Raw genomic sequence first — 25619 nt, 5'->3', positions numbered from 1 at the left:
TCGCGATCGACCTCTCCCCGCAAGAACGGGGCGAAGTGCACCTCGCGAAAATCGGCTTCAATCTAGGTCCCATTCTTGTGCTCCGCTTGTGGAACCCATGCAAACTGAGTTATCTTGGCCTGGCATCAGCTTTCCTGAGGGTACGTTCTTGCGGCGGCTGCTCTTTCTCAACGGCATCAAGGCATTCGAGGCGGCGGCGCGGAGCGGCAGCTTTGCCGCCGCCGGCATCGAGCTGAGCGTCTCGGCCGCCGCGGTCAGCCGCATGGTGCATCTTCTCGAAGAGCGCCTCGGCGTCGCGCTGTTCGAGCGCAAGGCCAACAAGCTGGTGCTCACGCAAGCCGGCCGCGCCTATCAGGGCGGGCTGACGCCGATCTTCGATGCGCTGGCGAGCCTCACCGCGCAGGTGACGGCGCCCTCGAGCGTGCGCGTGCTCACCATCGGCGTCGGCCACACCTTTGCGATGCGCTGGCTGATCCCGCGCCTCTCCGAATTCCGCAGCGAGGAGCCGGATATCGAGGTGCGCTTCACCACCGGCGGCGCCGCGGTGCCGTTCGGCGAGGACTGGAGTTGCGGCATCAAGCTCGGCACCGGCGACTGGCCGGGCCTCGTCGCCGAGCCGCTGTTTGCCGGCGATCTCACGCCGGTCTGCGTGCCCCGCCTCGCCACATCCCTGAAGCGGCCGGCCGACCTCAAGGGTCCCGGCCTGATCCGCGTCGCGCATTCGCCGGAAGACTGGCCGCTCTGGCTGAAGGCAGCCAATGTCAGCCGCGTCAGCGCGCGGGGGCCGGAATTCGAGTTCTATGGCCAGGCCCTGCAGGCGGCCAGCGACGGGCTCGGCATCGCCATGGGCATCCGCCCCTATATCGACGACGATCTGGCCGCCGGCCGGCTGGTGGCACCGTTCGACCTTTCGGTGCCCAAGGGCATGCGCTGGTATCTGGTGTATCGCAGCTTCCAGACCGAGCAGCGCGACTTTGCCGCGTTCCGCCGCTGGATCATGCGCACCGCCGTGGAACCCGCGGCGCGCCCGCGCAAGGCCGGGCGCCTCGCACGCGCCTGAAACGAAAAAGCCATCCCCGTGTGAACGGCTTCACACGCGCTTACGCGCGGACGTGGTCTCCTAACCCTCCAACAAGAAATTGGGGACTACCAATGACGACGCTTTACGACGGCTTTGACATCGAATCGTTCGAGGCTGGCAAAGGCCTGTGGCACGCCCGCATTCGGCGCGCGGATCTGAGCCTGCTCGCCATCGACGGCGTGCTGTTTCCGGCGATGGAGGTCGGCTTCGCCTGTCCCGATCCGGAAGCCGCGATTGCCGATGCCAAGCACCATATCGACCGCTTCCGCCGACGGACGGAGGATGAATAAGGGTTTCTCGCGAGGATCTTTTGACGTAGCGCGGCGACAAAACGAGGGCTGAAGTGATGTCGCAGATCGAGATTGAAGAGACGCAACCGCTGGTCCAATCCAGCGCCCGATCCGCGCGGTCGAACTGCCCGGAATGCAGTGGCGAGCTTGCCGTGCTCCGCGTGATCGGCGGCCGGGCCGGCTGCGAGTACTGGACCATGCGCTGTGTCCATTGTGGAGGGATCCATCTGGACATTGTCCAGCCGCCGGGCGCCGGCGACGACGGCTCGCTGCCGGCAGCGTGAGCCTGCTGCCAACCTGCTGTCAGCAGGCTGACCCGCGCGGGGGCATTCGCCCTTTCCTGAGCGGCGGACTCGTCCCATATTCCGGGCATGGCGAAGAAACCTGCTCCCCCCGAAAAATCCGGCAAAGCCCCCAAATCCAAAGCACCAAGTTCTAGGGCTTCGAGGCCCGACGTCCAGCCGATCGCACCGGCTCTGGCCGAGTTGCTCAATCCCGCGATCAATCGCGGCGAAAGCGGCATCGGCTCGTCCACGGGGTTGCAGCCGCCGCCGGATAACTCGCGCGACCGCCGCGCCGGCGGCGAGGCCGCCGCACATCGCGCACGGGCCTCGACACCGAAGGATTTTCCGGCCGATCGTCCCGCGGGTCTCGAAGAGGCCCCGCAGGCCAATTACGGCACCGCTGCGACCGTGCCGTTCCTCGATCCGGAACTGGCCCGTCAGCTCGGGATGCCCACCGAGGAGGACGATGCCGAGGCGCTTGCGCGTCCGCCACGCAGCAAGATGGAGGCACTTGGCGTCAAGGCCACTGCCGACGCGCTGGAGACGCTGATCCGCGAGGGCCGGCCGGAGTTCCGCAAGGATGACGGCTCGATGCGGGTGTGGACGCCGCACCGGCCGCCGCGCCCGGAAAAGTCCGAAGGCGGCGTGCGCTTCGAGATCAAGTCGGAATACCAGCCCAAGGGCGACCAGCCGACGGCGATCGCCGAGCTCGTCGAGGGCGTCGAACGCAACGACCGCTCGCAGGTCCTGCTGGGCGTCACCGGCTCGGGCAAGACCTACACCATGGCCAAAGTGATCGAGGCGACGCAGCGCCCTGCCCTGATCCTCGCGCCGAACAAGACGCTCGCCGCCCAGCTCTATGGCGAGTTCAAGAATTTCTTCCCCGACAACGCGGTCGAATACTTCGTCTCGTATTACGACTATTACCAGCCGGAAGCCTACGTCCCGCGCACCGACACCTATATCGAGAAGGATTCGTCGATCAACGAGCAGATCGACCGCATGCGCCATTCCGCGACGCGCGCGCTGCTCGAACGCGACGACGTCATCATCGTGGCCTCGGTCTCCTGCATCTACGGTATCGGCTCGGTCGAGACCTACACCGCGATGACCTTTGCGCTGAAGAAGGGCGAGCGCATCGACCAGCGTCAGCTCATCGCCGACCTCGTCGCGCTGCAATACAAGCGCACACAGGCCGATTTCACCCGCGGCACCTTCCGGGTGCGCGGCGACGTCATCGACATCTTCCCGGCGCACTATGAGGACCGCGCCTGGCGCGTGAACCTGTTCGGCGATACCGTGGAGAATATCGAGGAGTTCGACCCGCTCACCGGTCACAAGCAGGACGAGCTCGAATTCATCAAGATCTACGCCAATTCGCACTATGTGACGCCGCGCCCGACGCTGGTGCAGGCGATCAAGTCCATCAAGTTCGAATTGAAGCAGCGGCTCGACCAGCTCCACGACCAGGGCCGCCTGTTGGAGGCGCAGCGGCTGGAGCAGCGCACCACCTTCGATCTCGAGATGATGGAGGCGACGGGAAGCTGCGCCGGCATCGAGAACTATTCGCGCTATCTCACGGGACGCCGGCCCGGCGAGCCGCCGCCGACGCTGTTCGAATACGTGCCCGACAACGCCCTGATCTTCGCCGACGAGAGCCACGTCACCATCCCGCAGATCGGCGCGATGTTCCGCGGCGACTTCCGTCGCAAGGCAACGCTGGCCGAATACGGCTTTCGCCTGCCCTCCTGCATGGACAACCGCCCACTGCGGTTCGAGGAGTGGGACATGATGCGGCCGCAGACGGTTGCCGTGTCCGCGACGCCGAGCGGCTGGGAGCTAAACGAAAGCGGCGGCGTGTTCGTCGAGCAAGTCATTCGCCCGACCGGGCTGATCGATCCGCCCGTCGATATCCGACCGGCCCGCACGCAAGTGGACGACCTCGTCGGCGAAGTCCGCGCCACCGCACAAGCCGGCTATCGCTCGCTGATCACGGTGCTGACCAAGCGCATGGCGGAGGACCTCACCGAATACCTGCATGAGCAGGGCATTCGCGTCCGCTACATGCACAGCGATATCGACACGATCGAGCGCATCGAGATCATCCGCGACTTGCGCCTCGGCGCCTTCGACGCGCTGGTCGGCATCAACCTCTTGCGCGAGGGCCTCGACATTCCCGAATGCGCACTGGTCGCTATTTTGGACGCCGACAAGGAAGGCTTTCTGCGCAGCGAGACCTCGCTGATCCAGACCATCGGCCGCGCCGCGCGCAACGTCGACGGCAAGGTGATCCTCTACGCCGATCAGATGACCGGCTCGATGGAGCGCGCCATCGCCGAGACCAACCGCCGCCGCGAGAAGCAGGTCGAGTACAACAACGCCAACGGCATCACGCCGGAAAGCGTGAAGAAGCAGATCGGCGACATCCTCAACTCCGTCTATGAGCGCGACCACGTGCTGGTGGAGGTCGGCGGTCACGACATGACCGACGACGTCATCTCGATCGGTCACAATTTCGAGGCCGTGCTCGCCGATCTCGAGACCCGCATGCGCGAGGCCGCAGCCGATCTGAACTTCGAGGAGGCCGCGCGCCTCCGCGACGAGGTCAAGCGCTTGCGCGCCACCGAGCTCGCCGTGGTCGACGACCCCACCGCAAAGCAGCGCACCGTGCAGGGCAAGGCCGGCGCCTACGCCGGCACGAAGAAATACGGCGACGCCGCCAACCTCCCCGTCAGCGCGATGAAGAAGAAGACCGTAGGCTCCGCGCTGAAAGCGAGCGGTAGTGGCATCGGCTCAAAGGTCCACAAGCCACATCTCGACGAGATGCATGGCCCAGAATCGCTCCCCTATCGCGCGAACCGCGCGCTGCCAGCAAAACCGTTCGGCGGCGAGAGCCGGATCATCCAGCCGACGGACTCGCGGCAGTCCGGCCCGGAGTTCGGGCCTGCGCCGAAGTCGACGGGAGGAGCGCCGGGGCGACGGGGTGGGTGGAAGAAGAGGTAGGACTGCGCGTCGCGTTGGCGACGGAGTTGGATTCCGGGCTCACCGCTTCGCGGCGCCCCGAAATGGCAGCCCCTCCCCCCAGGCTTTACCGCGAAAAGCCGACAACGACACATCGGCCCGCTTTACACGCTCCGCTTGCACACACGCTTGTGAAGCGAGAGTGTGTGCCGTCGGCTTGCCGGTGTGATCTGCTTCACCAAACGATTTCCACGTTTCAATTACGAGTTGCTGGGTGGATATTTTAGAGGAGCGATACTCATGGCAATGGCAGTGAAACGTGGTGCAATTCCGAGCCCGCGACACGAACTGGCAGCGGCGATGCCGCATGTGGCGCTGGCTCACGTCCCGGCCCATCATCTGTTCTTTCCCAAGAAGCTTTCGATCTGGCACAATGATGTCCATGGCGACTGCGTGACCGCCGAAGAGGCCTTCGCCAAGGCCTGCCACAAGCCGGAGATCTTCATCAGCGACGCCGAGGTGGAGAAATGGGCGAAAGCCCACGGCGTCTACGAGGGCGCGGTGCTCATCAATGTGCTGAAGTCCATGCAGAAGGAAGGCTTCAGCCAGAGCGACCATTCCTATGACGACGGCAACCCGAGCACGGTCGACTGGACCAACCCGGCGGTGCTGAAAAGCGCGCTGTATCACGGTCCGGTCAAGATCGGCGTCGCCGCCGACCAGCTCGAGACCACCTGCCGCGCCCACAACTTCAAGACCGGCTGGTTCGCCACCGGCTACACGGCCGACACCAACGAGGATCACTGCGTGAGCCTGTGCGGCTACGGCACCATCAGCTGGCTCGCACACCAGCTCGATACCTCCGTGCCATCGAGCGTGGACGGCTCTAAGCCGGGCTATGCGATGTTCACCTGGGGCAGCATCGGCATCATCGACCTGCCGTCGATGGTGGCGATCACTCACGAAGCCTGGCTGCGGACACCGACCACTGTCGTGGTCTGACGCGCCACGGACTTGCCTCTCCCGCTTGCGGGAGAGGCTGCGCTTATTGCGAGGGAAAAGCGCTTCACGATTTGCGCTGACGCTGCCTTCCGGATCCGGATCGTGATTTACAGCTTGCCCTGGCCGTTCATCTGGCTCTGTTGCTGCTGCTTCTCCTGCTCCCGGGCATGATGCCGGCCATAGAGACAACCGGCCGCGGCGCCGAGCGCGCCGTGGTGGCCGGCATAATGTCCGGCAACGCCACCGACGATGGCGCCCTTGATGCAACCCTTGGCGTCGACAGCCGACGGCGCGGCAAGCGACAAGGCGACGGCGAGAATGAGAAGCGGGGATTTCATGAACGGTGCCTCCGGATACGGTGTCGCCTCCTCAACGAGTACAGGCGCGGTGAAGTTCCGTGAACTCTCAGCATTACGCGCCGCGCACCATGTCTGTCGCGCCATCGCGAAGCTATGCTCGCGGCAGAATCCGCGCTGGAAACGATCACACAATCAATAATTGCACACCATGAACCAGGTATTGCGCTGCCGCGTCAAACCCCCTGTAATCACCGGCGTTTTTGCGGATTGCCGGAATCGGGGAGACCGCGATGGCGTTTGCTGTGCGCGGGCCAATGAGGGCGGCGGGGCATGACGGTTGAGAGCTTGAACAGGCGGCGCGTGCTGCATCTCCTCGATACTTTTGCGCGCGGCGATCTCGATGCCGCGCTAGCGTGCTGCACCGACGACGTCGACTTTCTCACTCACGCACCGATCGACGTGCTGCCCCACCTGGTGCCGCGGCACGGCAAGGCCGAGCTGCGAGAACTCTGGCAGACAGTGTGGTCGCGCTACTCGGAGATCCGCCACGAGCCGGCGCATGTCGTCGCCGAAGGCAATCAGGTCGCGACGTATTTGCACAGTTTCTTCAGGAAGCGCACCAACGAGCGCATCGTGCAGGTCGACATGGCCGTGTTCTATACGCTGCGCGATGGGCTCGTGTCGGAGATCCGCGAGATCATCGATTCCTACGACCTGGTGCAGCAGGTGCTCGAGCGCGAGATCGCCCCGCTGATCGTAGGCGAGCGGGTGGAGGGCTAGCCAGCGCGCTGTCTCCATCGAGGTCATCCCGGCGAAAGCCAGGACGACACCTGAGTGTGTGCACGCGCCGCAAGGAGAGAGGCGACAATTGAACCTCCCTTCTCCCTCTAGAGACCCATGTCGGGGCGTTGTGGACGCCGGCTAAATTGAATCCGGGCTGATGAAAATCGCGTTGCTTGCCGCTTTGGGGCTGTTTCTGGGGTCGCTGGGCGGCGCTGCGTTCGGCGTGGGAGCCGGGCTCGCCTGGGTCGAAATCTTCAAGACCACGAATTTCGAGGGCTATAGCGGCATGCTGGTGTTCTTCACCTTCATGCCGCTCGGGGCGGTGATCGGCGGTATCGCCGGAGCCGTGCTGTTCGGCCTGCTGGCGAAGCGTGACGACGCGATCGCCGTCGAACGGGAACCCATCGCCGGTCACGACCGGTAAATTACGGGGTTCTATTGTAAATTTCACAAAGCGCGTTCAATTGCGCATTGCAAAAACGTGAATTGCGTTTTCGCGCGCAGAGCCTATTTGTTTGTCTACAAATGAATTCGACAACCCCGCGGCGCCTACTGTGCGGGGGGTTGTTTTTCGTTTTTTGCTAGCCCGTTTCAGGAACGACCCAAATGACAGAGCACAGCCTCTGGCGTTTCTCGCGCGCGTTGCACCGCGCGATCAACGACCGGCATTTTGAGGATATCGAGACCCTGATCGACGAGGACGTCGACTGGGCGATCTACGGCCCGATCGACATGTTTCCGTTCCTCGGCGCCCGCCACGGCAAGGACGCCGTGCTCGACGTCATCCGCCAGATCGCAGACAATTTCCGCGTCCGCCGTTTCGACCGCGAGACCATCATGCTGGGCGTCGATTCCGCCTCGTCCATGCTGCGCTATTCGCTGACCGCACTCGATTCCGACAAGCCGATCTCGCTGCGGGTCGCGCAGTTTGCACAGTTCAAGGCCGGGCGGCTGCTCAACATGCGCGTGCTGGTGGACACCTTCGACCTGGTCGAACAGGCGCTCGGCCGTCCCATTCATTTGCCGAAGATCAGCCGGGTGGGGTGAGGGCACCAACGGGTCCCGTCTCTCCCGGGTCCGATGACGTACGCGTGAGCGCCCGGCCACCAGCCCCGCCGAGTCGCTTCGCGTATCCATGTTGCCGGGCGCGCGCGCTTTGCGCGCGACCCGTTGGTCTTCGCTGTGATGCGACGTTTCGCCCGCTCCTCGTCGTTCAAGGCTTGCCGCCACAATTTTGCGACGTTATCTCCGCATCGTGAAAGCGGAATGATTTGGCGCATGATCGTGCGGGAAGACCGCGCACAGTTTTCCCGATCATGCGCCGGGCTTGCGGGCAGGACGATGGAATTCTCGACAGGGTTTGGCTGGACCAAGCTGCCGTTGCTGGTGGCCGCGTTCATGTTGGCATCCTTGACGGTGGCGCCGGCGCAGATCATCCCAAGGCAGCCCGACCCGGCCGCGACCGCGCCCGAAGAGGCCGAGGAAGCAGCCGATGTCAACGATCCCGATGTGCTGAAAGGCATCGACGTCGACAAGCTCGATTGGAGCCAGCTCAACATCGACGCCACCACGCTGAACGAGCTGATGGCGGCGAAAAAGCGCGCGCAGGCGACACCCGATGGCGGGCCGAACTGGTCGAACGACCGGCGCGCCAACGGGACATCGGCAGTGACCGTGAAGCAATCGGTCACCCCATTCTGGGATACCCAGGTCGGCGCCGACATGACGGTGACGCGCGAGCCCACCACGATGTCCGAACTCTTGGCGGAGAAGGCCACCAATGGCGGCAACGTGCCGCAATCCTCCGGCAGCGCCTGGGCGACGGCGACCGCGCCGGGCGCGGGCTCGATCTGGGACAAGACGGCGGTGGAAGCCCGCGTCGATCCCGGCGCCGAAAGCAGCAAGGTCGGCGCCTCGCTCAGCAAATCGGTGCCGCTCTCGGACGATCGTTCGCTTACGCTGCAGAACGGCTACAGCGTCAACCAGCAGGGCACGACGCCGATCCCTGGCATCGCCGGCCGCACCACCCGCAATTACGAAACCGACCAGTCCGCCAAGGTCACCTTCGGCGAGACCGGCACGAGCCTCATTGCCGGCCAGACCATGTCGACCACGGATGACAAATGGCTGCGCAAGGTCGGCGCCGAGCAGAAGCTGTTCGACAATGTTACCGTCTCCGGCTCGGTCGGCGAGACCGCGCAGGGCACCACGAACAAGAGCCTGACCGCGGGATTCAAGAAGAGCTGGTGAGTTGCTCTTCGCCTCTCTCCGCGTTTGTCCGCCGAAGCCTTGGCGTAGGCGGATGCGGGAGGAAGAGCGCCGCCACGGCAAAGCCGCCGAATGGTCGATCCTTGCCGCATCTCGGCCTATATGCGGTCAAAATCGGACGCCCTGATGCATTCCGCCTTACAGACGTCGTCGTGCGGGGGACACTCGCGCTGCGCTCAACGCGAACAGGGGAACAACGATGAACGCCATTCGTTCGGAAAAGATTGAATCAACTGAGACCGAGGTCGCCGACAGCAACCTCGCTGCGGTCACGGAGGTCGAGGCCGGCATCCGCGATTTCGTGCGCAACGACATCGCCTATCTGCGCCGCCCGGCCGCAGGCAGCGAAGCTGTGCTCGATCCGTCGGCGGAAGCGACCGTCACCAACGTCAATTCGCTGATCCAGCGAGTCGCCGGCACCTCGCTCGCCGAGATCGAGAACCTGATCTCCGAGCTCGAGAGCCTGCGCGATCTGCTGCATGCCGAGGGCCAGCGCGTCCAGCGCGAGATCTCCGGCTACGCCCAGCTCAGCCAGGCCGCGATGAAGTCGACCCGCATGATTTCCGACAACGTCGCGCAGTGGAAACGCGCCGCCGACGGCCTGCGCAACAGCTGATCGCAGTCCGCGACATCCCGACCGCCGCGTTCCCCAAGGGAGCGCGGCGGTTTTGTTTTAGAAGAGGCACCCCCAATACAGGTGTCATCACCCGCGAAGCGGGGCATGACGACCGAGAATGCGGCAAGCTTTGCAGGTCCCGCCCGCGAATTCTTGATTTGAACTTTCCACAGCCCAGCCGCGACCAAAGCCTAGCGCGGGCCCCTCTTCCCGGGCCCTGGCAGGGGACAGTTTCAGATGGAAAGCATTCGGCCCGAAAACACGGACCCTATTCCGCTGCGCCCCGCGCCGACGCAGTTCGGCACGATCATGCTCCGCTTCGTCGGGCTGCTGGTTGTCGCGATCGTAATCCTTGCGGTGGTCTATAGCCGCTGAGCGGCCTGCCTCGCACCGGCGATGGATGGGTTAATGAACGGTTAGCGATCAGCCGCGACGGTCGAGGCTTCGAGCGTATAGCCGCCATCGGCATAGCCCCGCACAACCATGCCGGCGATCAGCATCACCGCGAGCGTGGCGGTGGCGAAGATGAATCCGACCAGCTTGAGTGCGCTGCGGTCTGCCATGGTCCTCGTCCCCTGTCCTCTATCCCGTTGGTTCAAATAGACAGCGACAGGTTCACAATTGGTTAGCAAATCAATGGTTCCGCGAAATGCCTCGCGACGAACCGCATGACGAGGCTTATGGCAGCGAGCGCCGATCCCGTCCATAGCGCGCGGGCAACACTCGTAGCGCATCTTGGCCGTTCAGATTGGAACCGGTCTAACCACCTTGCCCGCGCATCGGCACGAAAGCGGTCGTGGTGATCGCGTAGACCTGTTCGCCGCGCTGGTTGGTACCGGTCGTGATGCCTTGCAGGATGCCCCAGCCGGGGCGCGAGGCGGAGACGCGCTTGTCGGTGGCTTCGCTGACGAAGCTCACGGTATCGCCGGCGAGCACAGGCTTGATCCAGCGCAGGTCGCGAAAGCCCGGTGATGGACCCCACACTGCGATCTTCTCACCGCGTGCGGCAGCTTCCTTCGCAAGGCGCTGGCCGTCGGCGACGAGCAGGCTCATGCAGGCAGAGCCGACATGCCAGCCGGACGCAGCGAGCCCGCCGAACAGCGAGTTCTTGCCCTCCTCCTCGTCGAGGTGAAAGCGCTGCGGATCGAATTTCGCAGCGAACTTTTTGATGGCATCTGCGGTGAACGTGTACGAGCCGATCTCGCGCCGCTGACCGATCGATATGTCTTCGAAGAACCGCATCACTTGAGCCCTTCGCGCCGCTTGATAAGGATCGGCGAGGTCATCTCGCACAGGACCTCGCCTTTCGCATTGCGCGCGGTGCATTTGAACTTGACGATGCCGAGCTCGGGCCGGCTCTTCGAGGCCCGCGCCTCCACCACGTCGACGTCAAGGGTCAGTTCATCGCCGGGCCTCAAGGGGGAGAGCCAGCGCACCTCGTCAACGCCGGGCGAGCCCAGCGAGGCCGCGCGGGTGATGAAGCCGTCGGCCGTCATCCGCATCATCAGCGAGCAGAGATGCCAGCCCGAGCCAGACAGGCCCTTGAGCATGCTCTTGCCGGCAGCCTCTTCATCGAGGTGCATCGGCTGCGGATCAAACTCGGCGGCGAAGGCCAAGATCTCGTCGCGGCTGACGTGACGCGGGCCGAACGTGCCGAAACGGCCGGGGGGAAAGTCTTCGAAGGTCAGGGTCATGTTGCTGAGATCGGAGGGAATGACAGATTGTGGCCGCACTTTGCGGCAATCTCAACCCGCCCGCCCGCATGGCTCGTGCTACATTCGATGCGGCAGGGCTTGAGTCGGATCGAGGCCGGGCCGGGTCCGATTTGCCGGGGGAGAGAGAATGTTCACGTTCAGCGACCTGTTTCAGTGGGACCGCTTCATCACGCCGACCATCATCAAGACCTTCTACTGGCTGGTGATCGCGCTGATCTGCCTGTTCGGCATCTCCGGCATCTTCTCAGGGCTCGCAGCGATGGCGATCAGCCCGTTCGGCGGATTTCTCATGGTGCTGTCGTCGATTGCGAGCGTCATCGTCGGCATCGTGTTCTCACGCATCGCCGCAGAGTTCATCCTGATCGTCTTCCGCATCAACGAGCATCTCGGCGCCATCCGCGACCAGGGCGGCGTGCGGTAAGGCTCCCCGCGTCATTGCGAGCGAAGCGAAGCAATCCAGGCTGCCCCTTGCGGAGACAGTCTGGATTGCTTCGTCGCTTCGCTCCTCGCAATGACGGGAACGGCGCTCGTTACGTATTGAACCTGAAATGCATCACGTCGCCGTCGGCGACGGTGTAGTCCTTGCCTTCGAGGCGCAGCTTGCCGGCATCGCGGGCGCCGGCTTCGCCATTGAGCGAGACGTAGTCGTCATAGGCGATGGTCTCGGCGCGGATGAAGCCCTTCTCGAAGTCGGTGTGGATCACGCCGGCCGCAGCCGGCGCCTTGGTGCCGCGATGGATGGTCCAGGCGCGCGCTTCCTTCGGTCCCACCGTGAAATAGGTGATGAGGTCGAGCAGGGTGTAGCCGGCACGGATCAGGCGATCGAGGCCGGCTTCTTCGAGGCCCAGCGTCTCCAGGAAGTCGACGCGCTCTTCGCGCGACAGCGTCGCAATCTCGGATTCGATCTTGGCGGAGATGACGACAGCGACGGCGCCCTCCTTCGCGGCCTGCTCCTCGACCGCCTTGGAGAAGGCGTTGCCGGTGGCGGCCGAGCCTTCCTCGACGTTGCAGACATAAAGCACGGGTTTCGACGACAACAGGCCGAGCATCGAAAAGGCGCGCTCTTCCTCAGCCTTGCGCTCGACGAGGCGCGCCGGCTTGCCGTCGCGCAGCAGCACGAGCGTGCGGTTGACGAGATCGAGCTGCTCCTTGGCGTCCTTGTCGTTGCCCTTGGCCTTCTTGGTGAGGTTATCGACGCGCTTCTCGAGGCTGTCGAGATCGGCGAGCATCAGCTCGGTCTCGATGGTCTCGATATCGGCGAGCGGCGCGATCTTGCCCTCGACATGGGTGATGTCGGAATCTTCAAAGCAGCGCACGACATGCGCGATCGCATCGACCTCGCGGATGTTGGCCAGGAACTGGTTGCCGAGGCCTTCGCCCTTGGAAGCACCGCGCACGAGGCCAGCGATATCGACGAAGGTCAGACGCGTCGGGATGATCTGCGCGGACTTCGCGATCGCCGACAGCTTGTCGAGCCGCGGATCCGGCACCGCGACCTCGCCGACATTCGGCTCGATGGTGCAGAACGGATAGTTCGCGGCCTGCGCCGCGGCCGTCTCCGTCAGGGCATTGAACAAGGTCGACTTGCCGACATTGGGCAACCCGACAATCCCGCATTTGAATCCCATCGTGTCCTCGAACCTGATCTCGTCATGCGCGGGCTTGACCTTTGCATCCATCTTCCTTGAACGATGGATCGCCGGATCAAGTCCGGCGATGACGAGAATTACTCTTTTCCGTTGTCGTCCTTGGTCAAAAATCCCTTCGCCTGCATGGCGAGATGCACCTTGTTGGCGAAGGTCGCGTCCGCGCCTTTGGCGAGCAGAGCGATGTGCTCGGCGACGGCGTCGCAGAGCGTCGTCACCCACTCGTCGTCGGCCTTGGCGAAGTCAGCCAGCACGTAGCTGTGGACCATCGCCTTGACGCCGGGATGACCGATGCCGAGCCGCACGCGGCGATACTCGTTGCCGATATGCGCCGAGATCGAGCGCAGGCCATTATGGCCGGCGATGCCGCCGCCGATCTTCACCCGCACCTTGCCCGGCGGCAGCTCGAGCTCGTCCTGGAACACGGTGACGTCGCCGGGCGCGATCTTGAAGAAGCTGGAGACTTCCTGAACGCTGCGGCCCGACTCGTTCATGTAAGTCGTGGGCTTGAGCAGAATGATGCGCTCAGTCCCGAGCGTACCTTCGGAGGTCTCGCCCTGAAATCTGCGGCGCCATGGCGCGAAACCATGACGCCGTGCGATCTCGTCGACGGCCATGAAGCCGATATTGTGCCGGTTGCGTGCGTATCTCGCGCCGGGATTGCCGAGCCCAACAAAGAGTCGCATGACGCGGCGCGCCCCTCGCTCGGCGCGCGGTCAAAAGGCCGCGCGCCAGCTATGAGAGATTACTTCTTCTTGTCGCCGCCGGCCGGAGCCTTGGCAGCAGCCGCCGGAGCAGCAGCACCCGCGGCCGGAGCCGCCGCGCCCGCCGCCGGAGCAGCAGCGCCCGCAGCCGGAGCCGCGCCACCCGCTGCAGCCGCAGCCGCCGCCTTCTGCTCTTCAGCGTAGCCGGAGGGCGGCACGATGGTGACGAGTGTAGCGTCCTCACGCGTCAGCGCCTTCACGCCGGTCGGCAGCTTGATGTCGGACAGATGCAGGGAGTGACCGATTTCGAGGGAACCGACGTCGGCCTCGATGTACTGCGGGATGTTTTCGACACCGCATTCGAGCTCGATCGCGTGGGCGACGATGTTGACGGTGCCGCCGCGCTTCACGCCGGGCGAGCCTTCCGCCTTCACGACATGCAACGGCACGCTGATGCGGATGGTGGCGCCTTCGCCGAGACGCATGAAGTCGACATGGATCGGGAAGTCCTTGACCGGGTCGAGGTGATAGTCGCGCGGAATCACGCGGTGCTTCTTGCCCTCGAGGTCGATGTCGACAAGGGTGGTCAGGAACCGGCCGGCGAGGATGCGCTGGCGCAGTTCGCGATCGTCAACCGAGATCGGGAGCGGGGGCTGGTTGTTGCCATAGATCACTCCGGGCACTCTCCCGGCGCGACGCTCAGCCCGGGCGGCCCCCTTGCCGCTCTTCGGACGTGCGGTCGCCTTCAATTCCTTGACGGTCGTCGCCATAACGTTAAGTCCTTGTTTTTGCAAAAGTTAATGGGCCGCAACGCGGCCCATGGCATCGTTCGCAGCAAGCCTCCAGGGGTGCGGGGGCCGCGGACGTGGCGGGCTTTTAGCCGGAAGCTGCGGAAATGACAAGGAGAATGGGCAGGGTGTCATGCCCGGGCTTGGCCCGGGCATCCATCGCCAACAAGGGCGTTCAAAGGGGATGGATGGCCGGGTCAGGCCCGGCCATGACGACTCAATTGGGCGTTCCGCCCAGCTTGGCCTCCAGCGCCGCGATCCGGGTTTTCAAGGCCTCGTTCTCCTCGCGGGCGAGGCGCGCCATGTCCTTGACCGCCTCGAACTCCTCGCGCTTCACGAGGTCCATGTCGCGCAGGAATTTCTCGGCCTGGGTGCGCATCACCGTGTCGAATTCACGCTTGACGCCCTGGGCGGCACCGGCGGCGTCATTCATGAGGCGTCCGATCTCGTCGAAAAACCGGTTGCTGGTCTGTGTCATGGCGATCTCCGGATGCCTTTGCGAACTTGAGCTTGGCAAGACAATGGCAATCCGGACACCGCCGATCAAGGGCCTGCACGCGCATCTGAGGCGTCCTTGTCATGCCCTGGTTTCCTTGCCATCGTATTGATCGGCCGGGCATAACAAGAATCAGAAAGTAAAGCGCGAGACCATGATCGACCAGCAGATCGAGATTCCGACCAAGGACGGCTCGACCACCACCTTCATCACCCATCCCGAGCGCGGCGGCCCGTTTCCGGTCATCATCTTCTACATGGATGCGCCGGCGATCCGCGAGGAGTTGCGCGACATGGCGCGCCGGCTCGGCACGTCCGGCTACTACGTGATGCTGCCCAACCTCTATTACCGCTCCGGTGTGATGGAGATCGGGCCGGTGCCACCGGATCCGAATGCGCCGGAGCGCAAGCGCATGTACGAGCTGATGGGCTCGATCAACATTCCGCTGATCATGGACGATACGCGCGCCCTGCTCGCCTATGCAGAGGGCCAGGCGGCTGCGGACACCAAGCGGGTCGGCACCGTCGGCTATTGCATGAGCGGCCGCTACGCCATCAATGCCGCCACGCATTTTGCCGATCGTGTGAAGGTCGCGGCCTCGATCTACGGCACGCATCTGGCGACCGACCAGCCCGATAGCCCGCATCTCGCGGCGAGCAAGACCAAGGCCGAGCTCTATTTCGCCTGTGCCGAGACCGACGTCTACGCGCCGGCCGAGATCATCGAAAAGGTGAAAGAGGGCATGAATGGCGCCAAGGCCGAGGTCGAGGTCTACCCCGGCACCCATCATGGGTTCGCCTTTCCCAAGCGCCCGGTCTATCACCGCGACGCCGCCGAGCGGCACTGGGAGCGCCTGTTGGCGCTCTATCGCCGCAATCTTGTCTAGAACCAAGGCGCGATGCCGTTTCTTCTGATCAACTTCCCCTCCTTCGACCCGATCGCGATTGCGATCGGGCCGTTCGCCATCCGCTGGTATGCGCTCGCCTATATCGGCGGGATCGTGATCGGCTGGATCTACGCCCGCGCACTGGTCAAGAACGACAGGCTGTGGAGCGGGCCGGCGCCGATTTCGCTGTTGCAGCTCGACGATTTCATTCTCTGGGTGACGCTCGGCATCATCCTGGGCGGCCGCACCGGCTATGTGCTGTTCTACAACCTGCCCTTCTTCATCGACCACCCTTCCGCGATCTTCAGATTGTGGGAAGGCGGCATGTCCTTCCACGGCGGCTTCATGGGCTGCGTCGTCGCGGTGATGTGGTTCGCGCGCCGGAACGGCATCTCGATCCTGTCGCTCGGCGACATCACCACCGCCGTGGGGCCGATCGGCCTGTTCCTGGGGCGGCTCGCCAATTTCATCAATGGCGAGCTATGGGGCCGTGCCGCCGACCCGAGCCTGCCCTGGGCGATGATCTTTCCGACCGGCGGCAACATCCCGCGCCACCCGAGCCAGCTCTATGAAGCCGGCATGGAAGGCATCTTGCTGTTCACAGTCCTCGCCGTGATGATCCGCCTCGGCGCCTTGAAGCGGCCCGGGATGATCCTCGGCAGCTTCATCCTGATCTATGGCCTCACCCGGATCATCGGCGAGCATTTTCGCGAGCCGGACGCACAACTCGGATTTTTGTGGGGCGGGTTAACCATGGGCATGCTGTTGTCGATCCCCATGCTTATCGTCGGCGCCATACTTATTGTATTTGCAGTGCGGCGCGGGGCGCGCAGACCGCTCGAGGCCATTCGTTAATTCATTTCGAGAAGACAGGCTGTGACCGACTCGCCGCTGCTGAACGAGATCAAGGCACTGATCAAATCCTCCGGCCCGATGCCGGTGTGGAGGTACATGGAGCTGTGCCTGATGCATCCGCGTCACGGCTATTACATCTCGCGCGATCCGCTCGGGCGTGAAGGCGACTTCACCACGGCGCCGGAAGTCAGCCAGATGTTCGGCGAGCTTCTGGGATTGTGGACGGCATCGGTGTGGAAGCAGATGGGCTCGCCGCAACAGTTGCGGCTGATCGAGCTCGGGCCTGGCCGCGGCACCATGATGGCGGACGCGCTGCGCGCGTTGCGGGTGCTGCCGCCGCTCTACCAGGCGCTCCAGGTCCACATGGTCGATGTCAATCCGGTGCTGCGCGAGCGGCAGAAGGCGACGTTGTCGGGCGTCCGCAACATCACCTGGCACGACACGATCGATGACGTGCCCGAAGGCCCCTCGATCATCCTCGCCAACGAATATTTCGACGTGCTGCCGATCCACCAGATGGTGAAGCGCGAAAACGGCTGGCACGAGCGCGTCGTCGAAATCGACGCGAGTGGCAGGCTTGAGTTCGGCGCCGCCACTGATCCGACCCCGCGCTTCGACGTGCTGCTGCCGCCTTTGGTGCGGGCGGCACCCGTCGGGGCGGTATTCGAATGGCGGCCGGATGCCGAGATCATGAAGCTCGCAAGCCGCGTGCGCGACCAGGACGGCGCGGCGCTGATCGTCGATTACGGCCATTTGCGTAGCGATGCGGGCGACACCTTCCAGGCGATCGCGCGCCACACCTTCGCCGATCCGCTGAAGGCGCCGGGCCAGGCCGACGTCACCGCCCATGTCGACTTCCAGGCGCTGTCGCGCGCTGCCGAGGACGTCGGCGCCCGCGTTCATGGCCCGACGACGCAGGGCGAGTTTCTGAAGCGCCTCGGCGTCGAGACGCGCGCGGCAGCACTGATGCAGAAGGCGACGCCGGAAGTCGCCACCGACATTGCCGCCGCGCTGAAGCGACTGACCGACACGGGCCGCGGCGGCATGGGCTCGATGTTCAAGGTGCTCGCCATCTCCGAGCCGCGGCTTACCTCGCTCGCGGCCCTGAGCGACCATGTTGAGGAAGGTGACGAGGCGTCATGACTCTCGGTTCCTCGCTGCTCTCGGCCGTGCCCGGCCTGCGCCATGCCTTCTTCACCCGCGAAGGCGGCGTCTCCAGCGGCATCTATGCCGCGCTCAACGGAGGGCTCGGCTCCAATGACGATCCGGCCCTCGTCGCGGAGAACCGCCGCCGCATGGCCGAGCATGTCGGCGTTCGGCCCGAGCGTTTCATCAGCCTGCATCAGATCCACTCGCCCGACGTGCTCGTCGCCGACGGCGCCTGGCCAGGCGGCCCGCGACCGAAGGGCGATGCGATGGTCACGCGCACACCCGGCCTCGCGCTCGGCGTCTCCACCGCCGATTGCGGGCCGGTGCTGTTCGTCGATCCCAACGCGCGCGTGATCGGCAGCGCGCATGCCGGCTGGAAGGGCGCGCTGACGGGCGTGCTGGAGTCCACGATCTCGGCGATGGAGAAGCTCGGCGCCTCGCGCAGCGGCATCATCGCGGCGATCGGCCCGCTGATCCGCCAGGAGAGCTATGAAGTCGGCAACGAGTTCGTCGCGCGCTTCATCGAGGCGGACGCGGACAACGCCGTGTTCTTCATTCCCTCCGTGCGTGAGGGCCACGCGATGTTCGATCTCGCCGGTTTCATCCGCATGCGGCTGGAAGCCGCCGGCATCCTGATGATCGACGATCTCGGTCTCGACACCTATGCCGACGAGCGCTTCTTCAGCTATCGCCGCTCCGTGCACCGCAAGGAGCCGGACTACGGCCGGCACATCCACGCAATCGCGCTCGAAGCGTGAACACAACGGCAACGGGCGCCTCGCCCCCCGGAATGACCGTGATCTGTGGCTCCCCTGCCCTAGACCTTAACGCGTTTTAACGATATCGCTGCCCTCCATAATGAGGGAAGCGTCATCATTCTTCCGCCGCGCGGGCACGCGCGTGCTGGTAGCCATGCTGCTGGCAGCTTCCTGCGCGCTTGGCGGCTGCGCCGGCGGCGGCGCGGCGAGCAACTCCTATGCGATGGCGACGCCGAGCGGCGGCAGCGGGACGACGGTGGCCTTCGAATCCATCGACGGGCCGCCGCCGCAGGTGTTCGACCGCATGGTCGGCATGCTCGACAGCGAATCGAAGCTGCGCAGCCTGACGGTGGTCTCGCGCGAGGGCACCGCTGCCTATCGTGTGCGTAGCTACCTCTCGGCTCAGGTCGTCCGCGGCAAGACCATGATCGCCTGGGTCTGGGACGTCTATGACGCCAATCAGCAGCGGGCGCTGCGCCTGTCCGGCGAGGAACCCGGCGGCAAGGCCGGCCGCGACGCCTGGTCGGCCGCCGACGACATGGTCCTGAGGAAGATCGCGCAGGCCGGATTCAGCGGACTTTCCAATATGATCAACGGGACCCCGTCTGATGCGCCGACGACCGCTCCGGACCTGCGGGGCCCCGCGGTGGCGAGCATGTCGCCGACCTCAGAGAACGCCGAGATGCCCGCCGCGGCGCTTGGCTATGCCGACCGATAACCACCGCTAAACCCTCATCCCAACTACCGGCCAAAGCGTTGGCCGGACTCAGGATTTTCGACGGGATATCGTAGCATCCCGGGTTGCCAGTGCGGCCTTGGGCCTGATATTTGCTCGCCCGTTGAAACCGTGCTCCATGGGTATCCGAGATGTTGAACGTCGTGTCCAGCAAGGCGCGGGAGGAAGCGACCATGTCGGCCAAGAACGGCTCAATCAAGCTGGTTGCCGGCAATTCCAATCCAGCGCTCGCGCAAGCCATCGCGCAAGGCCTGCACCTGCCGCTGACGAAAGCCGTGGTCCGACGCTTCGCCGACATGGAGATCTTCGTCGAGATTCAGGAGAACGTCCGCGGCTCGGACGCATTCGTCATCCAATCGACCTCGTTCCCCGCGAACGACCATCTGATGGAACTCCTGATCATCACCGATGCCCTGCGCCGCTCGTCGGCGCGTCGCATCACCGCGGTGATCCCCTATTTCGGCTACGCGCGGCAGGATCGCAAATCCGGCTCACGCACGCCGATCTCCGCAAAACTCGTCGCCAACCTGCTCACCCAGGCCGGCGTCGATCGCGTCATGACGCTCGATCTGCATGCTACCCAGATCCAGGGCTTCTTCGACATCCCCGCCGATAACCTCTACGCCGCGCCGCTGATGGTGCGCGACATCAAGGAGAAGTTCGACCTCTCCAAGGTGATGGTGATCTCCCCCGACGTCGGCGGCGTTGCGCGTGCGCGCGGGCTTGCCAAGCGCATCAACACGCCGCTGGCGATCGTCGACAAGCGGCGCGAGCGTCCCGGCGAGTCCGAGGTCATGAACGTGATCGGCGACGTTGCCGGCTACACCTGCATCCTCGTGGACGACATCGTCGATTCCGGCGGCACGCTGGTGAACGCGGCCGATGCGCTGATCGCCAAGGGCGCCAAGGACGTCTACGCCTATATCACCCACGGCGTCCTCTCCGGCGGCGCGGCCGCCCGCATCGCCGGCTCGAAGCTGAAAGAGCTCGTCATCACCGACTCGATCCTTCCGACCGAGGCCGTGAGCAAGGCGCCGAATATCCGCACGCTGCCGATCGCCAGCCTGATTTCGGATGCGATCGCGCGCACCGCGGCAGAAGAATCTGTGTCGAGCCTGTTCGACTAAACGCGCTGACGTCCTAGGGTAGGCTAGCGAAGCGTAACCCACCCTTCCTTCAACGCTAAGAGACTAAAGAGGTGGGTTACGCCTTCGGCTAACCCACCCTACGACCGCGCCGCAACACGCCCCGCGGGTTGTTGCCGGCAACGGCGCATGACATCATCCAGGACCTTGAGTCATCTCTGCCCTCTGGATGCCTGATGCCACGCCGGAAATTTGCCTGGGAAAAGCTGTCGGATGACGAGTTGCTCCAGCAGCGCCTCTCCAGCCTCAGGGTGACGGTCGAAGGCACCTGGCTCGAAGACTGCGTCGGCACGCTTCACGAGGAGCTCGAAGAGCGGGGCATTCGGCTCAAGCCGCACACCTGGATCTCGAGCGAATTCTTTAGTCCGGGAGATGTGCCCGGCATCGCGATCCCCTTCTATCTCGCGCATCCCCGCCTGATGAAGCTCGAGAAGAAGATGATGTTCGACGTCGAGGGCGGAACTTGGCGCGAGTGCATGGCCATCCTCCGTCACGAGGCTGGACATGCCCTCCAGCACGGCTACCAGTTGCAACGCCGGCGGCGCTGGCAACAATTGTTCGGCCCATCATCGAAGCATTATCCCCGCTACTACCGGCCCAACCCCGCCAGCCGGCGTTATGTCCAGCATTTGCGGCTGTGGTACGCGCAAAGCCATCCAGACGAGGATTTCGCCGAGACATTTGCGGTGTGGCTGCGGCCGCGCTCGAACTGGCGGACGCGCTATGCCGGTTGGCCGGCGCTGAAGAAGCTCGAATATGTCGACGAGTTGATGGGCGAGATCGCGGGCAGGAAACCGTTGATCGCGACGCGGGAGCGCGTCGATCCCCTGAGCAAGCTCAGCCAGACGCTTGAAGACCACTACAAGAAGAAGCAGGCGTTCTATGCCTTTACGCCGCCAAAGACCTATGACCGTGATCTCTCCAGGCTGTTTTCCGCCGACCCGCGGCATCACCGCTCCAAGCCGGCTGCGGTCCTGATCAGGCGGCACCGCGCCCAGATCCGGCAATTGGTCGCGCGATGGACCGGCGAGAACCAGCTCACGCTCGATGCCGTGCTCGACGACATGATCTCCCGCTGCCGCGAACTCGACCTGCGTGCGGTCGGGCCTGAGCAGAAGCTCGTCCTCGACTTCACCGTCCTCGTCACCGCCAAGACCATGCACGCGTTGTTCGGCCCATCACGCCGCAAATGGATCGCGCTATGAGACGCCTCCGCATTCTCGTGCTCATGCATCCGGACTTCCTGCCGCCGGACTCGTCCGACGGATACTCCGCACAGGAAATCAACGAATGGAAGACGGAATACGACGTCGTCAGCACCCTGCGCGCGGCCGGGCATGAGGTTCGCCCCCTCGGCGCGCAGGAGGAAATCAAGCCGGTGCGCGAGGCGATCGAGGAATTCAAGCCGCACGTTGTCTTCACTCTGCTCGAGGAATTTCACTACAACGTCGCCTATGACCAGCACATCGCGAGCTATCTCGAGCTGATGAAGGTGCCCTACACCGGGTGCAATCCGCGCGGCTTGATCCTGGCGCGCGGCAAGGACCTGTCCAAGACGCTGGTCCACCACCGCCGCATCGCGGCCCCGGCCTTTGCCGTCTTCCCGATGCGCCGCAAGGTGAAACGTCCGAAGAATCTTGCGCTGCCGCTGATCGTCAAGGCTCTCAACATGGATGGGTCCTTTGGCATCTCGCAAGCCTCCATCGTCGATACCGACGAAAAGCTGGCGGAGCGGGTCGCGTTCATCCACGATCGGGTCGAGACCGCCGCCATTGCCGAGCAGTTCATCGAGGGGCGCGAACTCTATGTCGGCATACTCGGCAACAACCGGCTGCACGTCCTGCCGGTCTGGGAATTGAAGTTCGGCAGCATGGGCGGCCGCAGGTCACGGCACATCGCCACCGAGAAGGCCAAGCACGACACCGACTACCAGGAGCGCGTCGGCATCGTCGACGGGCCGGCCAAGGACCTCTCGCCCGAAGTCACCGCGCGCATTCAGCGCGCTGCGAAACGCATCTACCGCACGCTCGGCCTGGATGGCTACGCACGCATCGACTTCCGTCTCACGGCCGACGGCACGCCGTATTTCATCGAGGCGAATCCCAACCCTGAAATCGCGCAGAGCCAGGAGTTCGCCACGGCGGCCAAGCATGACGGGATCAAATATCCGGATCTCCTGCATCGCATCCTGACCCTCGGCATCAGCCGGGCGAAAGCCGGCGTGTCCCTGGGATGATCAGGTGAAGCCCGGCAACACGACGTCGTTCAAGAGTGCAACCAGCACGGCGGCCTGCTCCTGGCCTGATCGCTTGTAATTTCCGCAGTGGATCACCACAGCGAGATCGCATGCCGGGATGACATACAGATACTGGCCGCCCCAGCCGATACCGCCGAACCAGTGCAGCGATTGCGCAGTGGCGAATTCGCCCATGTACCACTGATAGCCATAGTCGCGGCCAACCCTGGTCTGAACAACAGGCGTGGTCACGCGCTTCACCCAATCGGCCGCAACCACCGACTTTCCATTCCAGCCGCCGTTCGCCAGCATGAGTTGACCGATCTTGACGAGATCGCGTGGCAACAGACGCGCCCCTGACGCAGCACGCGGTTCGCCGTCGCGGCCAACGCTCCAGTCGGACGGGCCAAAGCCCAGGGGATCGAACAGGACGCGACGGCAATAGGCCGGCAAGGCTTCGCCGGTCCCTTTGACGATGAGCCGGCCGAGCAACGCCGTGGCACCGCCGCAATAGGTCCACTTCACGCCGGGCTCGCCGACGATCGGCCGCTCGAGGATGAACCGATAGCGATCGGGCGCGGCTTCCATCGCCATCTCGCTGTTGCGCGGATCGCCATAGGGAATGGTGAGTTCATCCCACTCGAAGCCCAGCGTCATCGATAGCACATGATGGATCGTGATCCTGTCGCGACCGGGCTGTGCGGCAAGATCGGCAAATTCCGGAAACTGCGCATAGAGCTTCGCCTCCGGCGGCGGCACCTTGCCTTCGGCGAGCGCGAGGCCGTAGGCGAGACCGACGATGCTCTTCGAGACCGAGCGCAGATCGTGCGGCACATCCGGTGCAAAGGTGACATGGCCGAGCGCTCGATCCCAGGCCTCATCCTCGCCCTGACCGTAATGCTCGAACACGAGCTTGCCCCGCTGGCTCACAAGAAACGCGTGCAATCCGGGCAGCTTTCCGGCCCGCTCCAGTCCGGAGAGGCGCTCGGCAGCATCGAACGATGCGGCAATGGCAGGCATGGCCCGTGGCAGAGCCACGCTCGCGCCAAGACCAGCTAGCAGATGGCGGCGATTGAGATGGGTCACGGGTTCATTTCTCCGGAATGGGGTATACACAGGTACCTTGCAATACATAGTACCTTGCTATATAAGCTCCTTTGAAAGCGGTGTAGTCAAGGAGGAAATGGCCGACTCGACGAATCAGGTTCAGCTCAAGAAGGGCGCGCTGGAGCTCTGCGTGCTCGCTCTGCTCGCGCGCGGCGAGAGCTATGCCTATGAGATCGCGAGCACGCTGTCGGCCGGCGTCGGCATGGGTGAAGGAACGATCTATCCGCTGATGCGGCGGATGCAGGATGATGGGCTGGTCGACACCCGCCTTGAGGAATCCAGCAGCGGCCCGCCGCGCAAATACTACCGCCTGACGGCCGCCGGCCGTGCCGCCTTCACCGCGCAGAAGCGGGAATGGCGCATCTTTTCGGACGCCGTGGACCGGCTGCTCGGAGACGCCAAATGAACCGCGCCGATTTCCTGCACATCCTCGGCGACGGGCTCGTAGGGCTCCCCCGTGCCGAGATAGACGACATCCTCGCCGACTACGCCGCCCATTTCGAGGAGGCGCGCGCCTCCGGCCGGGCCGAGCACGAGGTCGCCTCCTCGCTCGGCGATCCCCGGCGGCTGGCGCGCGAGCTGCGCGCCGAGACGGGGCTTCGCCGGTGGGAAAACCATCATTCCTTGCGCAACTCGACAGCCGCGCTGTTCGCGCTTGGCGGCCTCGCCGTGGTCGATATCCTGCTGTTGCTCCCGTTGCTGCTCGCCGTGCTGCTGATCCTGCTCGTGATCGCCTTCGTGATGTTCGTACTCGGGATCGTCGGCATCGGATTGCTGATTAGCGTCTACAAGCATTTCGGCGACGGACAGGTCGTCAACCTGATCCTGCGCGGGCTTGCCGGCATCGCGCTGGTCACGACCGGCGTGGGCTTCGCCTCCTTGCTGGCGCTAGGGCTCAATGCCGCCGTCAGATGGCTCGGCGGCTACGCGCGCCTGCATTATCGGCTGCTCAAGCCGGAGCAGCCGATCGCGTGAGTCAGGTGTCCGCCATGGCGGCACGCTGGCCGCGGCGGCGCACTTGCGTGATCTCCGCGAGGATCGACATCGCGATCTCCTCCGGCGTGATGGCGCCGAGGTCGAGCCCGGCCGGCGCCTTGACGCGATCGATCGCAGTGGCATCGACGCCTTCCGCGATCAGTTTTGCGCGCAGCGCCGCCATCTTGCGGCGGCTGCCGACGAAGGCGTGATAGGCGGCCTCGACGGCGACCGCGGCACGCAGCGCGGTTTCGTCGCCCTTGCCTTGGGTCGAGACCACGACGAACCGCCTTGCCTCGGTAAACTCGCCCAAATCGTAACCATTGATCAGCGCGTCCGCCTCCGGCCGCGATACGAGATCGGCCGATGGCGCCGCGAGCGTGACGTGAAAGCCGAGCGCGCGCGCCTGCACGGCGAGCGACAGCGCCACCGGGCTCGCGCCGAGCACGACGAGCGAGGGATGCGGCAGCACCGGCTCCACGAAAATGTCCATCGTGCCCTTGCTCGGGCACATATTGCTGGCAAAGCGGATGCCGTCGCGGTTCTCACCGGGGCTGACGCCGAGCTCGGCGAGCAAATTCTCCGGCTGCACCGAGACCATGCGCGGCTCGCCGTCGGCGAGTGCCTCGCGCGCCGCCTTCAACACCGCGCCTTTGGCGCAGCCCCCGCCGATCCAACCCGCGACGATGGTGCCGTCGGCCGCGATGATCGCCTTGGCGCCAGCCTTCGCCGCAGTCACCGAAACCGTACGCACCACCGTCGCGAGCACGAAGGCACGCTCGGCGGCCTTCATCTGCGCCACGAGATCCAGCACTTCGACATGAGCGGTCATCGGTGCC

Annotated in this window: 32 protein-coding genes; 22 read left to right on the top strand and 10 right to left on the bottom strand. The window is 64.4% G+C overall.

The genetic code is table 11. The annotated features are described in order from the left end of the window. Positions 1-148 precede the first annotated feature (148 nt). From ACV1FX_RS12085 to ACV1FX_RS12065, 5 genes are all read left to right on the top strand, one after another. Positions 149-1060, top strand: coding sequence for a LysR substrate-binding domain-containing protein (locus tag ACV1FX_RS12085; RefSeq protein ID WP_473117779.1), 912 nt, complete (start codon positions 149-151; stop codon positions 1058-1060). Positions 1061-1152: 92 nt separating this feature from the next. Then, positions 1153-1371: a hypothetical protein gene (locus ACV1FX_RS12080; protein ID WP_473117778.1), complete on the top strand. Its 219-nt coding sequence runs from the start codon at positions 1153-1155 to the stop codon at positions 1369-1371. Between the two features lie 56 nt (positions 1372-1427). Further along, positions 1428-1655 (top strand): hypothetical protein, encoded by a 228-nt coding sequence (locus ACV1FX_RS12075; protein WP_473117777.1) that lies wholly within the window; start codon positions 1428-1430, stop codon positions 1653-1655. Between the two features lie 87 nt (positions 1656-1742). Then, positions 1743-4658: an excinuclease ABC subunit UvrB gene (uvrB, locus tag ACV1FX_RS12070; RefSeq protein ID WP_473117776.1), complete on the top strand. Its 2916-nt coding sequence runs from the start codon at positions 1743-1745 to the stop codon at positions 4656-4658. A gap of 258 nt (positions 4659-4916) precedes the next feature. Continuing rightward, positions 4917-5618: a hypothetical protein gene (locus tag ACV1FX_RS12065; RefSeq protein ID WP_473117775.1), complete on the top strand. Its 702-nt coding sequence runs from the start codon at positions 4917-4919 to the stop codon at positions 5616-5618. A 107-nt stretch (positions 5619-5725) separates the two neighbouring features. On the opposite strand, the gene ACV1FX_RS12060 is transcribed toward ACV1FX_RS12065, so the two are convergent. Continuing rightward, entirely contained in the window at positions 5726-5956 is a 231-nt protein-coding gene (locus tag ACV1FX_RS12060; protein WP_473117774.1) for a hypothetical protein, read from the bottom strand. A 291-nt stretch (positions 5957-6247) separates the two neighbouring features. On the opposite strand from ACV1FX_RS12060, the gene ACV1FX_RS12055 reads away from it, so the two are divergent. From ACV1FX_RS12055 to ACV1FX_RS12030, 6 genes are all read left to right on the top strand, one after another. Continuing rightward, the gene (locus ACV1FX_RS12055) at positions 6248-6697 is read left to right on the top strand and encodes a nuclear transport factor 2 family protein (RefSeq protein WP_473117773.1); all 450 of its coding nucleotides are present in this window, start codon (positions 6248-6250) and stop codon (positions 6695-6697) included. 160 nt (positions 6698-6857) lie between these two features. Next, positions 6858-7124: a hypothetical protein gene (locus ACV1FX_RS12050; protein WP_473117772.1), complete on the top strand. Its 267-nt coding sequence runs from the start codon at positions 6858-6860 to the stop codon at positions 7122-7124. 182 nt (positions 7125-7306) lie between these two features. Next, complete coding sequence (locus tag ACV1FX_RS12045) at positions 7307-7747, top strand: nuclear transport factor 2 family protein (RefSeq protein ID WP_473117771.1); 441 nt, start codon at positions 7307-7309, stop codon at positions 7745-7747. A 294-nt stretch (positions 7748-8041) separates the two neighbouring features. Beyond that, positions 8042-8950: a hypothetical protein gene (locus tag ACV1FX_RS12040; RefSeq protein ID WP_473117770.1), complete on the top strand. Its 909-nt coding sequence runs from the start codon at positions 8042-8044 to the stop codon at positions 8948-8950. Positions 8951-9167: 217 nt separating this feature from the next. Further along, positions 9168-9584, top strand: a complete 417-nt coding sequence (locus ACV1FX_RS12035; protein ID WP_473117769.1) for a hypothetical protein — start codon at positions 9168-9170, stop codon at positions 9582-9584. Positions 9585-9821: 237 nt separating this feature from the next. Continuing rightward, positions 9822-9959, top strand: coding sequence for a hypothetical protein (locus tag ACV1FX_RS12030; protein WP_473117768.1), 138 nt, complete (start codon positions 9822-9824; stop codon positions 9957-9959). 41 nt (positions 9960-10000) lie between these two features. On the opposite strand, the gene ACV1FX_RS12025 is transcribed toward ACV1FX_RS12030, so the two are convergent. The 3 genes from ACV1FX_RS12025 to ACV1FX_RS12015 all read right to left on the bottom strand — a co-directional run bounded on the left by ACV1FX_RS12025 (position 10001) and on the right by ACV1FX_RS12015 (position 11278). Continuing rightward, positions 10001-10147 carry a hypothetical protein gene (locus ACV1FX_RS12025; protein ID WP_473117767.1) on the bottom strand — a complete coding sequence of 49 codons (147 nt, stop codon included), beginning with the start codon at positions 10145-10147 and terminating at the stop codon, positions 10001-10003. A gap of 196 nt (positions 10148-10343) precedes the next feature. Further along, positions 10344-10826 carry a MaoC family dehydratase gene (locus ACV1FX_RS12020; RefSeq protein WP_473117766.1) on the bottom strand — a complete coding sequence of 161 codons (483 nt, stop codon included), beginning with the start codon at positions 10824-10826 and terminating at the stop codon, positions 10344-10346. Continuing rightward, positions 10826-11278, bottom strand: a complete 453-nt coding sequence (locus tag ACV1FX_RS12015) for a MaoC family dehydratase (RefSeq protein WP_473117903.1) — start codon at positions 11276-11278, stop codon at positions 10826-10828. Before ACV1FX_RS12015 ends, ACV1FX_RS12020 begins: the two co-directional genes overlap by 1 nt. A 148-nt stretch (positions 11279-11426) precedes the next feature. On the opposite strand from ACV1FX_RS12015, the gene ACV1FX_RS12010 reads away from it, so the two are divergent. Continuing rightward, on the top strand, positions 11427-11720 hold the full coding sequence (locus ACV1FX_RS12010; RefSeq protein ID WP_473117765.1) for a DUF4282 domain-containing protein: 294 nt from the start codon (positions 11427-11429) through the stop codon (positions 11718-11720). 109 nt (positions 11721-11829) lie between these two features. Here ACV1FX_RS12010 and ychF read toward each other — a convergent pair whose 3' ends face one another. The 4 genes from ychF to ACV1FX_RS11990 all read right to left on the bottom strand — a co-directional run bounded on the left by ychF (position 11830) and on the right by ACV1FX_RS11990 (position 14915). Then, a complete protein-coding gene (gene ychF / locus ACV1FX_RS12005; RefSeq protein ID WP_473117902.1) occupies positions 11830-12927 on the bottom strand; it encodes a redox-regulated ATPase YchF in 1098 nt (365 codons plus the stop codon). Between the two features lie 98 nt (positions 12928-13025). Then, positions 13026-13631, bottom strand: coding sequence for an aminoacyl-tRNA hydrolase (pth, locus tag ACV1FX_RS12000; RefSeq protein WP_473117764.1), 606 nt, complete (start codon positions 13629-13631; stop codon positions 13026-13028). A 59-nt stretch (positions 13632-13690) separates the two neighbouring features. Further along, on the bottom strand, positions 13691-14419 hold the full coding sequence (locus tag ACV1FX_RS11995; RefSeq protein WP_473117763.1) for a 50S ribosomal protein L25/general stress protein Ctc: 729 nt from the start codon (positions 14417-14419) through the stop codon (positions 13691-13693). A gap of 235 nt (positions 14420-14654) precedes the next feature. Beyond that, complete coding sequence (locus ACV1FX_RS11990) at positions 14655-14915, bottom strand: accessory factor UbiK family protein (protein WP_473117762.1); 261 nt, start codon at positions 14913-14915, stop codon at positions 14655-14657. 172 nt (positions 14916-15087) lie between these two features. Between ACV1FX_RS11990 and ACV1FX_RS11985 the strand changes: the two genes are divergently transcribed. The 8 genes from ACV1FX_RS11985 to ACV1FX_RS11950 all read left to right on the top strand — a co-directional run bounded on the left by ACV1FX_RS11985 (position 15088) and on the right by ACV1FX_RS11950 (position 22698). Further along, complete coding sequence (locus ACV1FX_RS11985; RefSeq protein ID WP_473117761.1) at positions 15088-15819, top strand: dienelactone hydrolase family protein; 732 nt, start codon at positions 15088-15090, stop codon at positions 15817-15819. Positions 15820-15831: 12 nt separating this feature from the next. Beyond that, positions 15832-16674, top strand: coding sequence for a prolipoprotein diacylglyceryl transferase (gene lgt, locus ACV1FX_RS11980; protein WP_473117760.1), 843 nt, complete (start codon positions 15832-15834; stop codon positions 16672-16674). A gap of 21 nt (positions 16675-16695) precedes the next feature. After that, positions 16696-17817: a class I SAM-dependent methyltransferase gene (locus ACV1FX_RS11975; protein WP_473117759.1), complete on the top strand. Its 1122-nt coding sequence runs from the start codon at positions 16696-16698 to the stop codon at positions 17815-17817. Further along, positions 17814-18581 (top strand): peptidoglycan editing factor PgeF, encoded by a 768-nt coding sequence (gene pgeF / locus ACV1FX_RS11970; RefSeq protein WP_473117758.1) that lies wholly within the window; start codon positions 17814-17816, stop codon positions 18579-18581. Before ACV1FX_RS11975 ends, pgeF begins: the two co-directional genes overlap by 4 nt. Positions 18582-18681: 100 nt before the next feature. After that, complete coding sequence (locus ACV1FX_RS11965) at positions 18682-19299, top strand: hypothetical protein (protein ID WP_473117757.1); 618 nt, start codon at positions 18682-18684, stop codon at positions 19297-19299. A 191-nt stretch (positions 19300-19490) separates the two neighbouring features. Next, positions 19491-20444: a ribose-phosphate pyrophosphokinase gene (locus ACV1FX_RS11960; RefSeq protein WP_473117901.1), complete on the top strand. Its 954-nt coding sequence runs from the start codon at positions 19491-19493 to the stop codon at positions 20442-20444. 194 nt (positions 20445-20638) lie between these two features. After that, positions 20639-21667 (top strand): putative zinc-binding metallopeptidase, encoded by a 1029-nt coding sequence (locus ACV1FX_RS11955; protein WP_473117756.1) that lies wholly within the window; start codon positions 20639-20641, stop codon positions 21665-21667. Continuing rightward, positions 21664-22698 carry a D-alanine--D-alanine ligase family protein gene (locus ACV1FX_RS11950; RefSeq protein ID WP_473117755.1) on the top strand — a complete coding sequence of 345 codons (1035 nt, stop codon included), beginning with the start codon at positions 21664-21666 and terminating at the stop codon, positions 22696-22698. The genes ACV1FX_RS11955 and ACV1FX_RS11950 overlap by 4 nt, the downstream gene beginning before the upstream one ends. On the opposite strand, the gene ACV1FX_RS11945 is transcribed toward ACV1FX_RS11950, so the two are convergent. Beyond that, on the bottom strand, positions 22699-23784 hold the full coding sequence (locus tag ACV1FX_RS11945; protein ID WP_473117754.1) for a serine hydrolase domain-containing protein: 1086 nt from the start codon (positions 23782-23784) through the stop codon (positions 22699-22701). 97 nt (positions 23785-23881) lie between these two features. Between ACV1FX_RS11945 and ACV1FX_RS11940 the strand changes: the two genes are divergently transcribed. Both ACV1FX_RS11940 and ACV1FX_RS11935 read left to right on the top strand, forming a co-directional pair. Continuing rightward, the gene (locus ACV1FX_RS11940) at positions 23882-24211 is read left to right on the top strand and encodes a PadR family transcriptional regulator (RefSeq protein ID WP_473117753.1); all 330 of its coding nucleotides are present in this window, start codon (positions 23882-23884) and stop codon (positions 24209-24211) included. After that, entirely contained in the window at positions 24208-24780 is a 573-nt protein-coding gene (locus ACV1FX_RS11935) for a DUF1700 domain-containing protein (RefSeq protein WP_473117752.1), read from the top strand. The genes ACV1FX_RS11940 and ACV1FX_RS11935 overlap by 4 nt, the downstream gene beginning before the upstream one ends. Position 24781: 1 nt before the next feature. On the opposite strand, the gene ACV1FX_RS11930 is transcribed toward ACV1FX_RS11935, so the two are convergent. Then, complete coding sequence (locus ACV1FX_RS11930) at positions 24782-25612, bottom strand: XdhC family protein (RefSeq protein ID WP_473117751.1); 831 nt, start codon at positions 25610-25612, stop codon at positions 24782-24784. Positions 25613-25619: the final 7 nt, after the last annotated feature.

The organism is Bradyrhizobium ingae (genome assembly GCF_055791185.1).
This window is presented reverse-complemented; position numbering and strand designations above follow the sequence as displayed.

What these genes read in the sequence shown, in the direction of transcription:
- ACV1FX_RS12080 (WP_473117778.1), top strand. Translation starts at nt 1,153, where the DNA reads ATGACGACGCTTTACGACGGCTTTGACATCGAATCGTTCGAGGCTGGC.
- ACV1FX_RS12075 (WP_473117777.1), top strand. Translation starts at nt 1,428, where the DNA reads ATGTCGCAGATCGAGATTGAAGAGACGCAACCGCTGGTCCAATCCAGC.
- uvrB (WP_473117776.1), top strand. Translation starts at nt 1,743, where the DNA reads ATGGCGAAGAAACCTGCTCCCCCCGAAAAATCCGGCAAAGCCCCCAAA.
- ACV1FX_RS12065 (WP_473117775.1), top strand. Translation starts at nt 4,917, where the DNA reads ATGGCAATGGCAGTGAAACGTGGTGCAATTCCGAGCCCGCGACACGAA.
- ACV1FX_RS12060 (WP_473117774.1), bottom strand. Translation starts at nt 5,956, where the DNA reads ATGAAATCCCCGCTTCTCATTCTCGCCGTCGCCTTGTCGCTTGCCGCG.
- ACV1FX_RS12055 (WP_473117773.1), top strand. Translation starts at nt 6,248, where the DNA reads ATGACGGTTGAGAGCTTGAACAGGCGGCGCGTGCTGCATCTCCTCGAT.
- ACV1FX_RS12050 (WP_473117772.1), top strand. Translation starts at nt 6,858, where the DNA reads ATGAAAATCGCGTTGCTTGCCGCTTTGGGGCTGTTTCTGGGGTCGCTG.
- ACV1FX_RS12045 (WP_473117771.1), top strand. Translation starts at nt 7,307, where the DNA reads ATGACAGAGCACAGCCTCTGGCGTTTCTCGCGCGCGTTGCACCGCGCG.
- ACV1FX_RS12040 (WP_473117770.1), top strand. Translation starts at nt 8,042, where the DNA reads ATGGAATTCTCGACAGGGTTTGGCTGGACCAAGCTGCCGTTGCTGGTG.
- ACV1FX_RS12035 (WP_473117769.1), top strand. Translation starts at nt 9,168, where the DNA reads ATGAACGCCATTCGTTCGGAAAAGATTGAATCAACTGAGACCGAGGTC.
- ACV1FX_RS12030 (WP_473117768.1), top strand. Translation starts at nt 9,822, where the DNA reads ATGGAAAGCATTCGGCCCGAAAACACGGACCCTATTCCGCTGCGCCCC.
- ACV1FX_RS12025 (WP_473117767.1), bottom strand. Translation starts at nt 10,147, where the DNA reads ATGGCAGACCGCAGCGCACTCAAGCTGGTCGGATTCATCTTCGCCACC.
- ACV1FX_RS12020 (WP_473117766.1), bottom strand. Translation starts at nt 10,826, where the DNA reads ATGCGGTTCTTCGAAGACATATCGATCGGTCAGCGGCGCGAGATCGGC.
- ACV1FX_RS12015 (WP_473117903.1), bottom strand. Translation starts at nt 11,278, where the DNA reads ATGACCCTGACCTTCGAAGACTTTCCCCCCGGCCGTTTCGGCACGTTC.
- ACV1FX_RS12010 (WP_473117765.1), top strand. Translation starts at nt 11,427, where the DNA reads ATGTTCACGTTCAGCGACCTGTTTCAGTGGGACCGCTTCATCACGCCG.
- ychF (WP_473117902.1), bottom strand. Translation starts at nt 12,927, where the DNA reads ATGGGATTCAAATGCGGGATTGTCGGGTTGCCCAATGTCGGCAAGTCG.
- pth (WP_473117764.1), bottom strand. Translation starts at nt 13,631, where the DNA reads ATGCGACTCTTTGTTGGGCTCGGCAATCCCGGCGCGAGATACGCACGC.
- ACV1FX_RS11995 (WP_473117763.1), bottom strand. Translation starts at nt 14,419, where the DNA reads ATGGCGACGACCGTCAAGGAATTGAAGGCGACCGCACGTCCGAAGAGC.
- ACV1FX_RS11990 (WP_473117762.1), bottom strand. Translation starts at nt 14,915, where the DNA reads ATGACACAGACCAGCAACCGGTTTTTCGACGAGATCGGACGCCTCATG.
- ACV1FX_RS11985 (WP_473117761.1), top strand. Translation starts at nt 15,088, where the DNA reads ATGATCGACCAGCAGATCGAGATTCCGACCAAGGACGGCTCGACCACC.
- lgt (WP_473117760.1), top strand. Translation starts at nt 15,832, where the DNA reads ATGCCGTTTCTTCTGATCAACTTCCCCTCCTTCGACCCGATCGCGATT.
- pgeF (WP_473117758.1), top strand. Translation starts at nt 17,814, where the DNA reads ATGACTCTCGGTTCCTCGCTGCTCTCGGCCGTGCCCGGCCTGCGCCAT.
- ACV1FX_RS11965 (WP_473117757.1), top strand. Translation starts at nt 18,682, where the DNA reads ATGAGGGAAGCGTCATCATTCTTCCGCCGCGCGGGCACGCGCGTGCTG.
- ACV1FX_RS11960 (WP_473117901.1), top strand. Translation starts at nt 19,491, where the DNA reads ATGTCGGCCAAGAACGGCTCAATCAAGCTGGTTGCCGGCAATTCCAAT.
- ACV1FX_RS11955 (WP_473117756.1), top strand. Translation starts at nt 20,639, where the DNA reads ATGCCACGCCGGAAATTTGCCTGGGAAAAGCTGTCGGATGACGAGTTG.
- ACV1FX_RS11950 (WP_473117755.1), top strand. Translation starts at nt 21,664, where the DNA reads ATGAGACGCCTCCGCATTCTCGTGCTCATGCATCCGGACTTCCTGCCG.
- ACV1FX_RS11940 (WP_473117753.1), top strand. Translation starts at nt 23,882, where the DNA reads ATGGCCGACTCGACGAATCAGGTTCAGCTCAAGAAGGGCGCGCTGGAG.
- ACV1FX_RS11935 (WP_473117752.1), top strand. Translation starts at nt 24,208, where the DNA reads ATGAACCGCGCCGATTTCCTGCACATCCTCGGCGACGGGCTCGTAGGG.
- ACV1FX_RS11930 (WP_473117751.1), bottom strand. Translation starts at nt 25,612, where the DNA reads ATGACCGCTCATGTCGAAGTGCTGGATCTCGTGGCGCAGATGAAGGCC.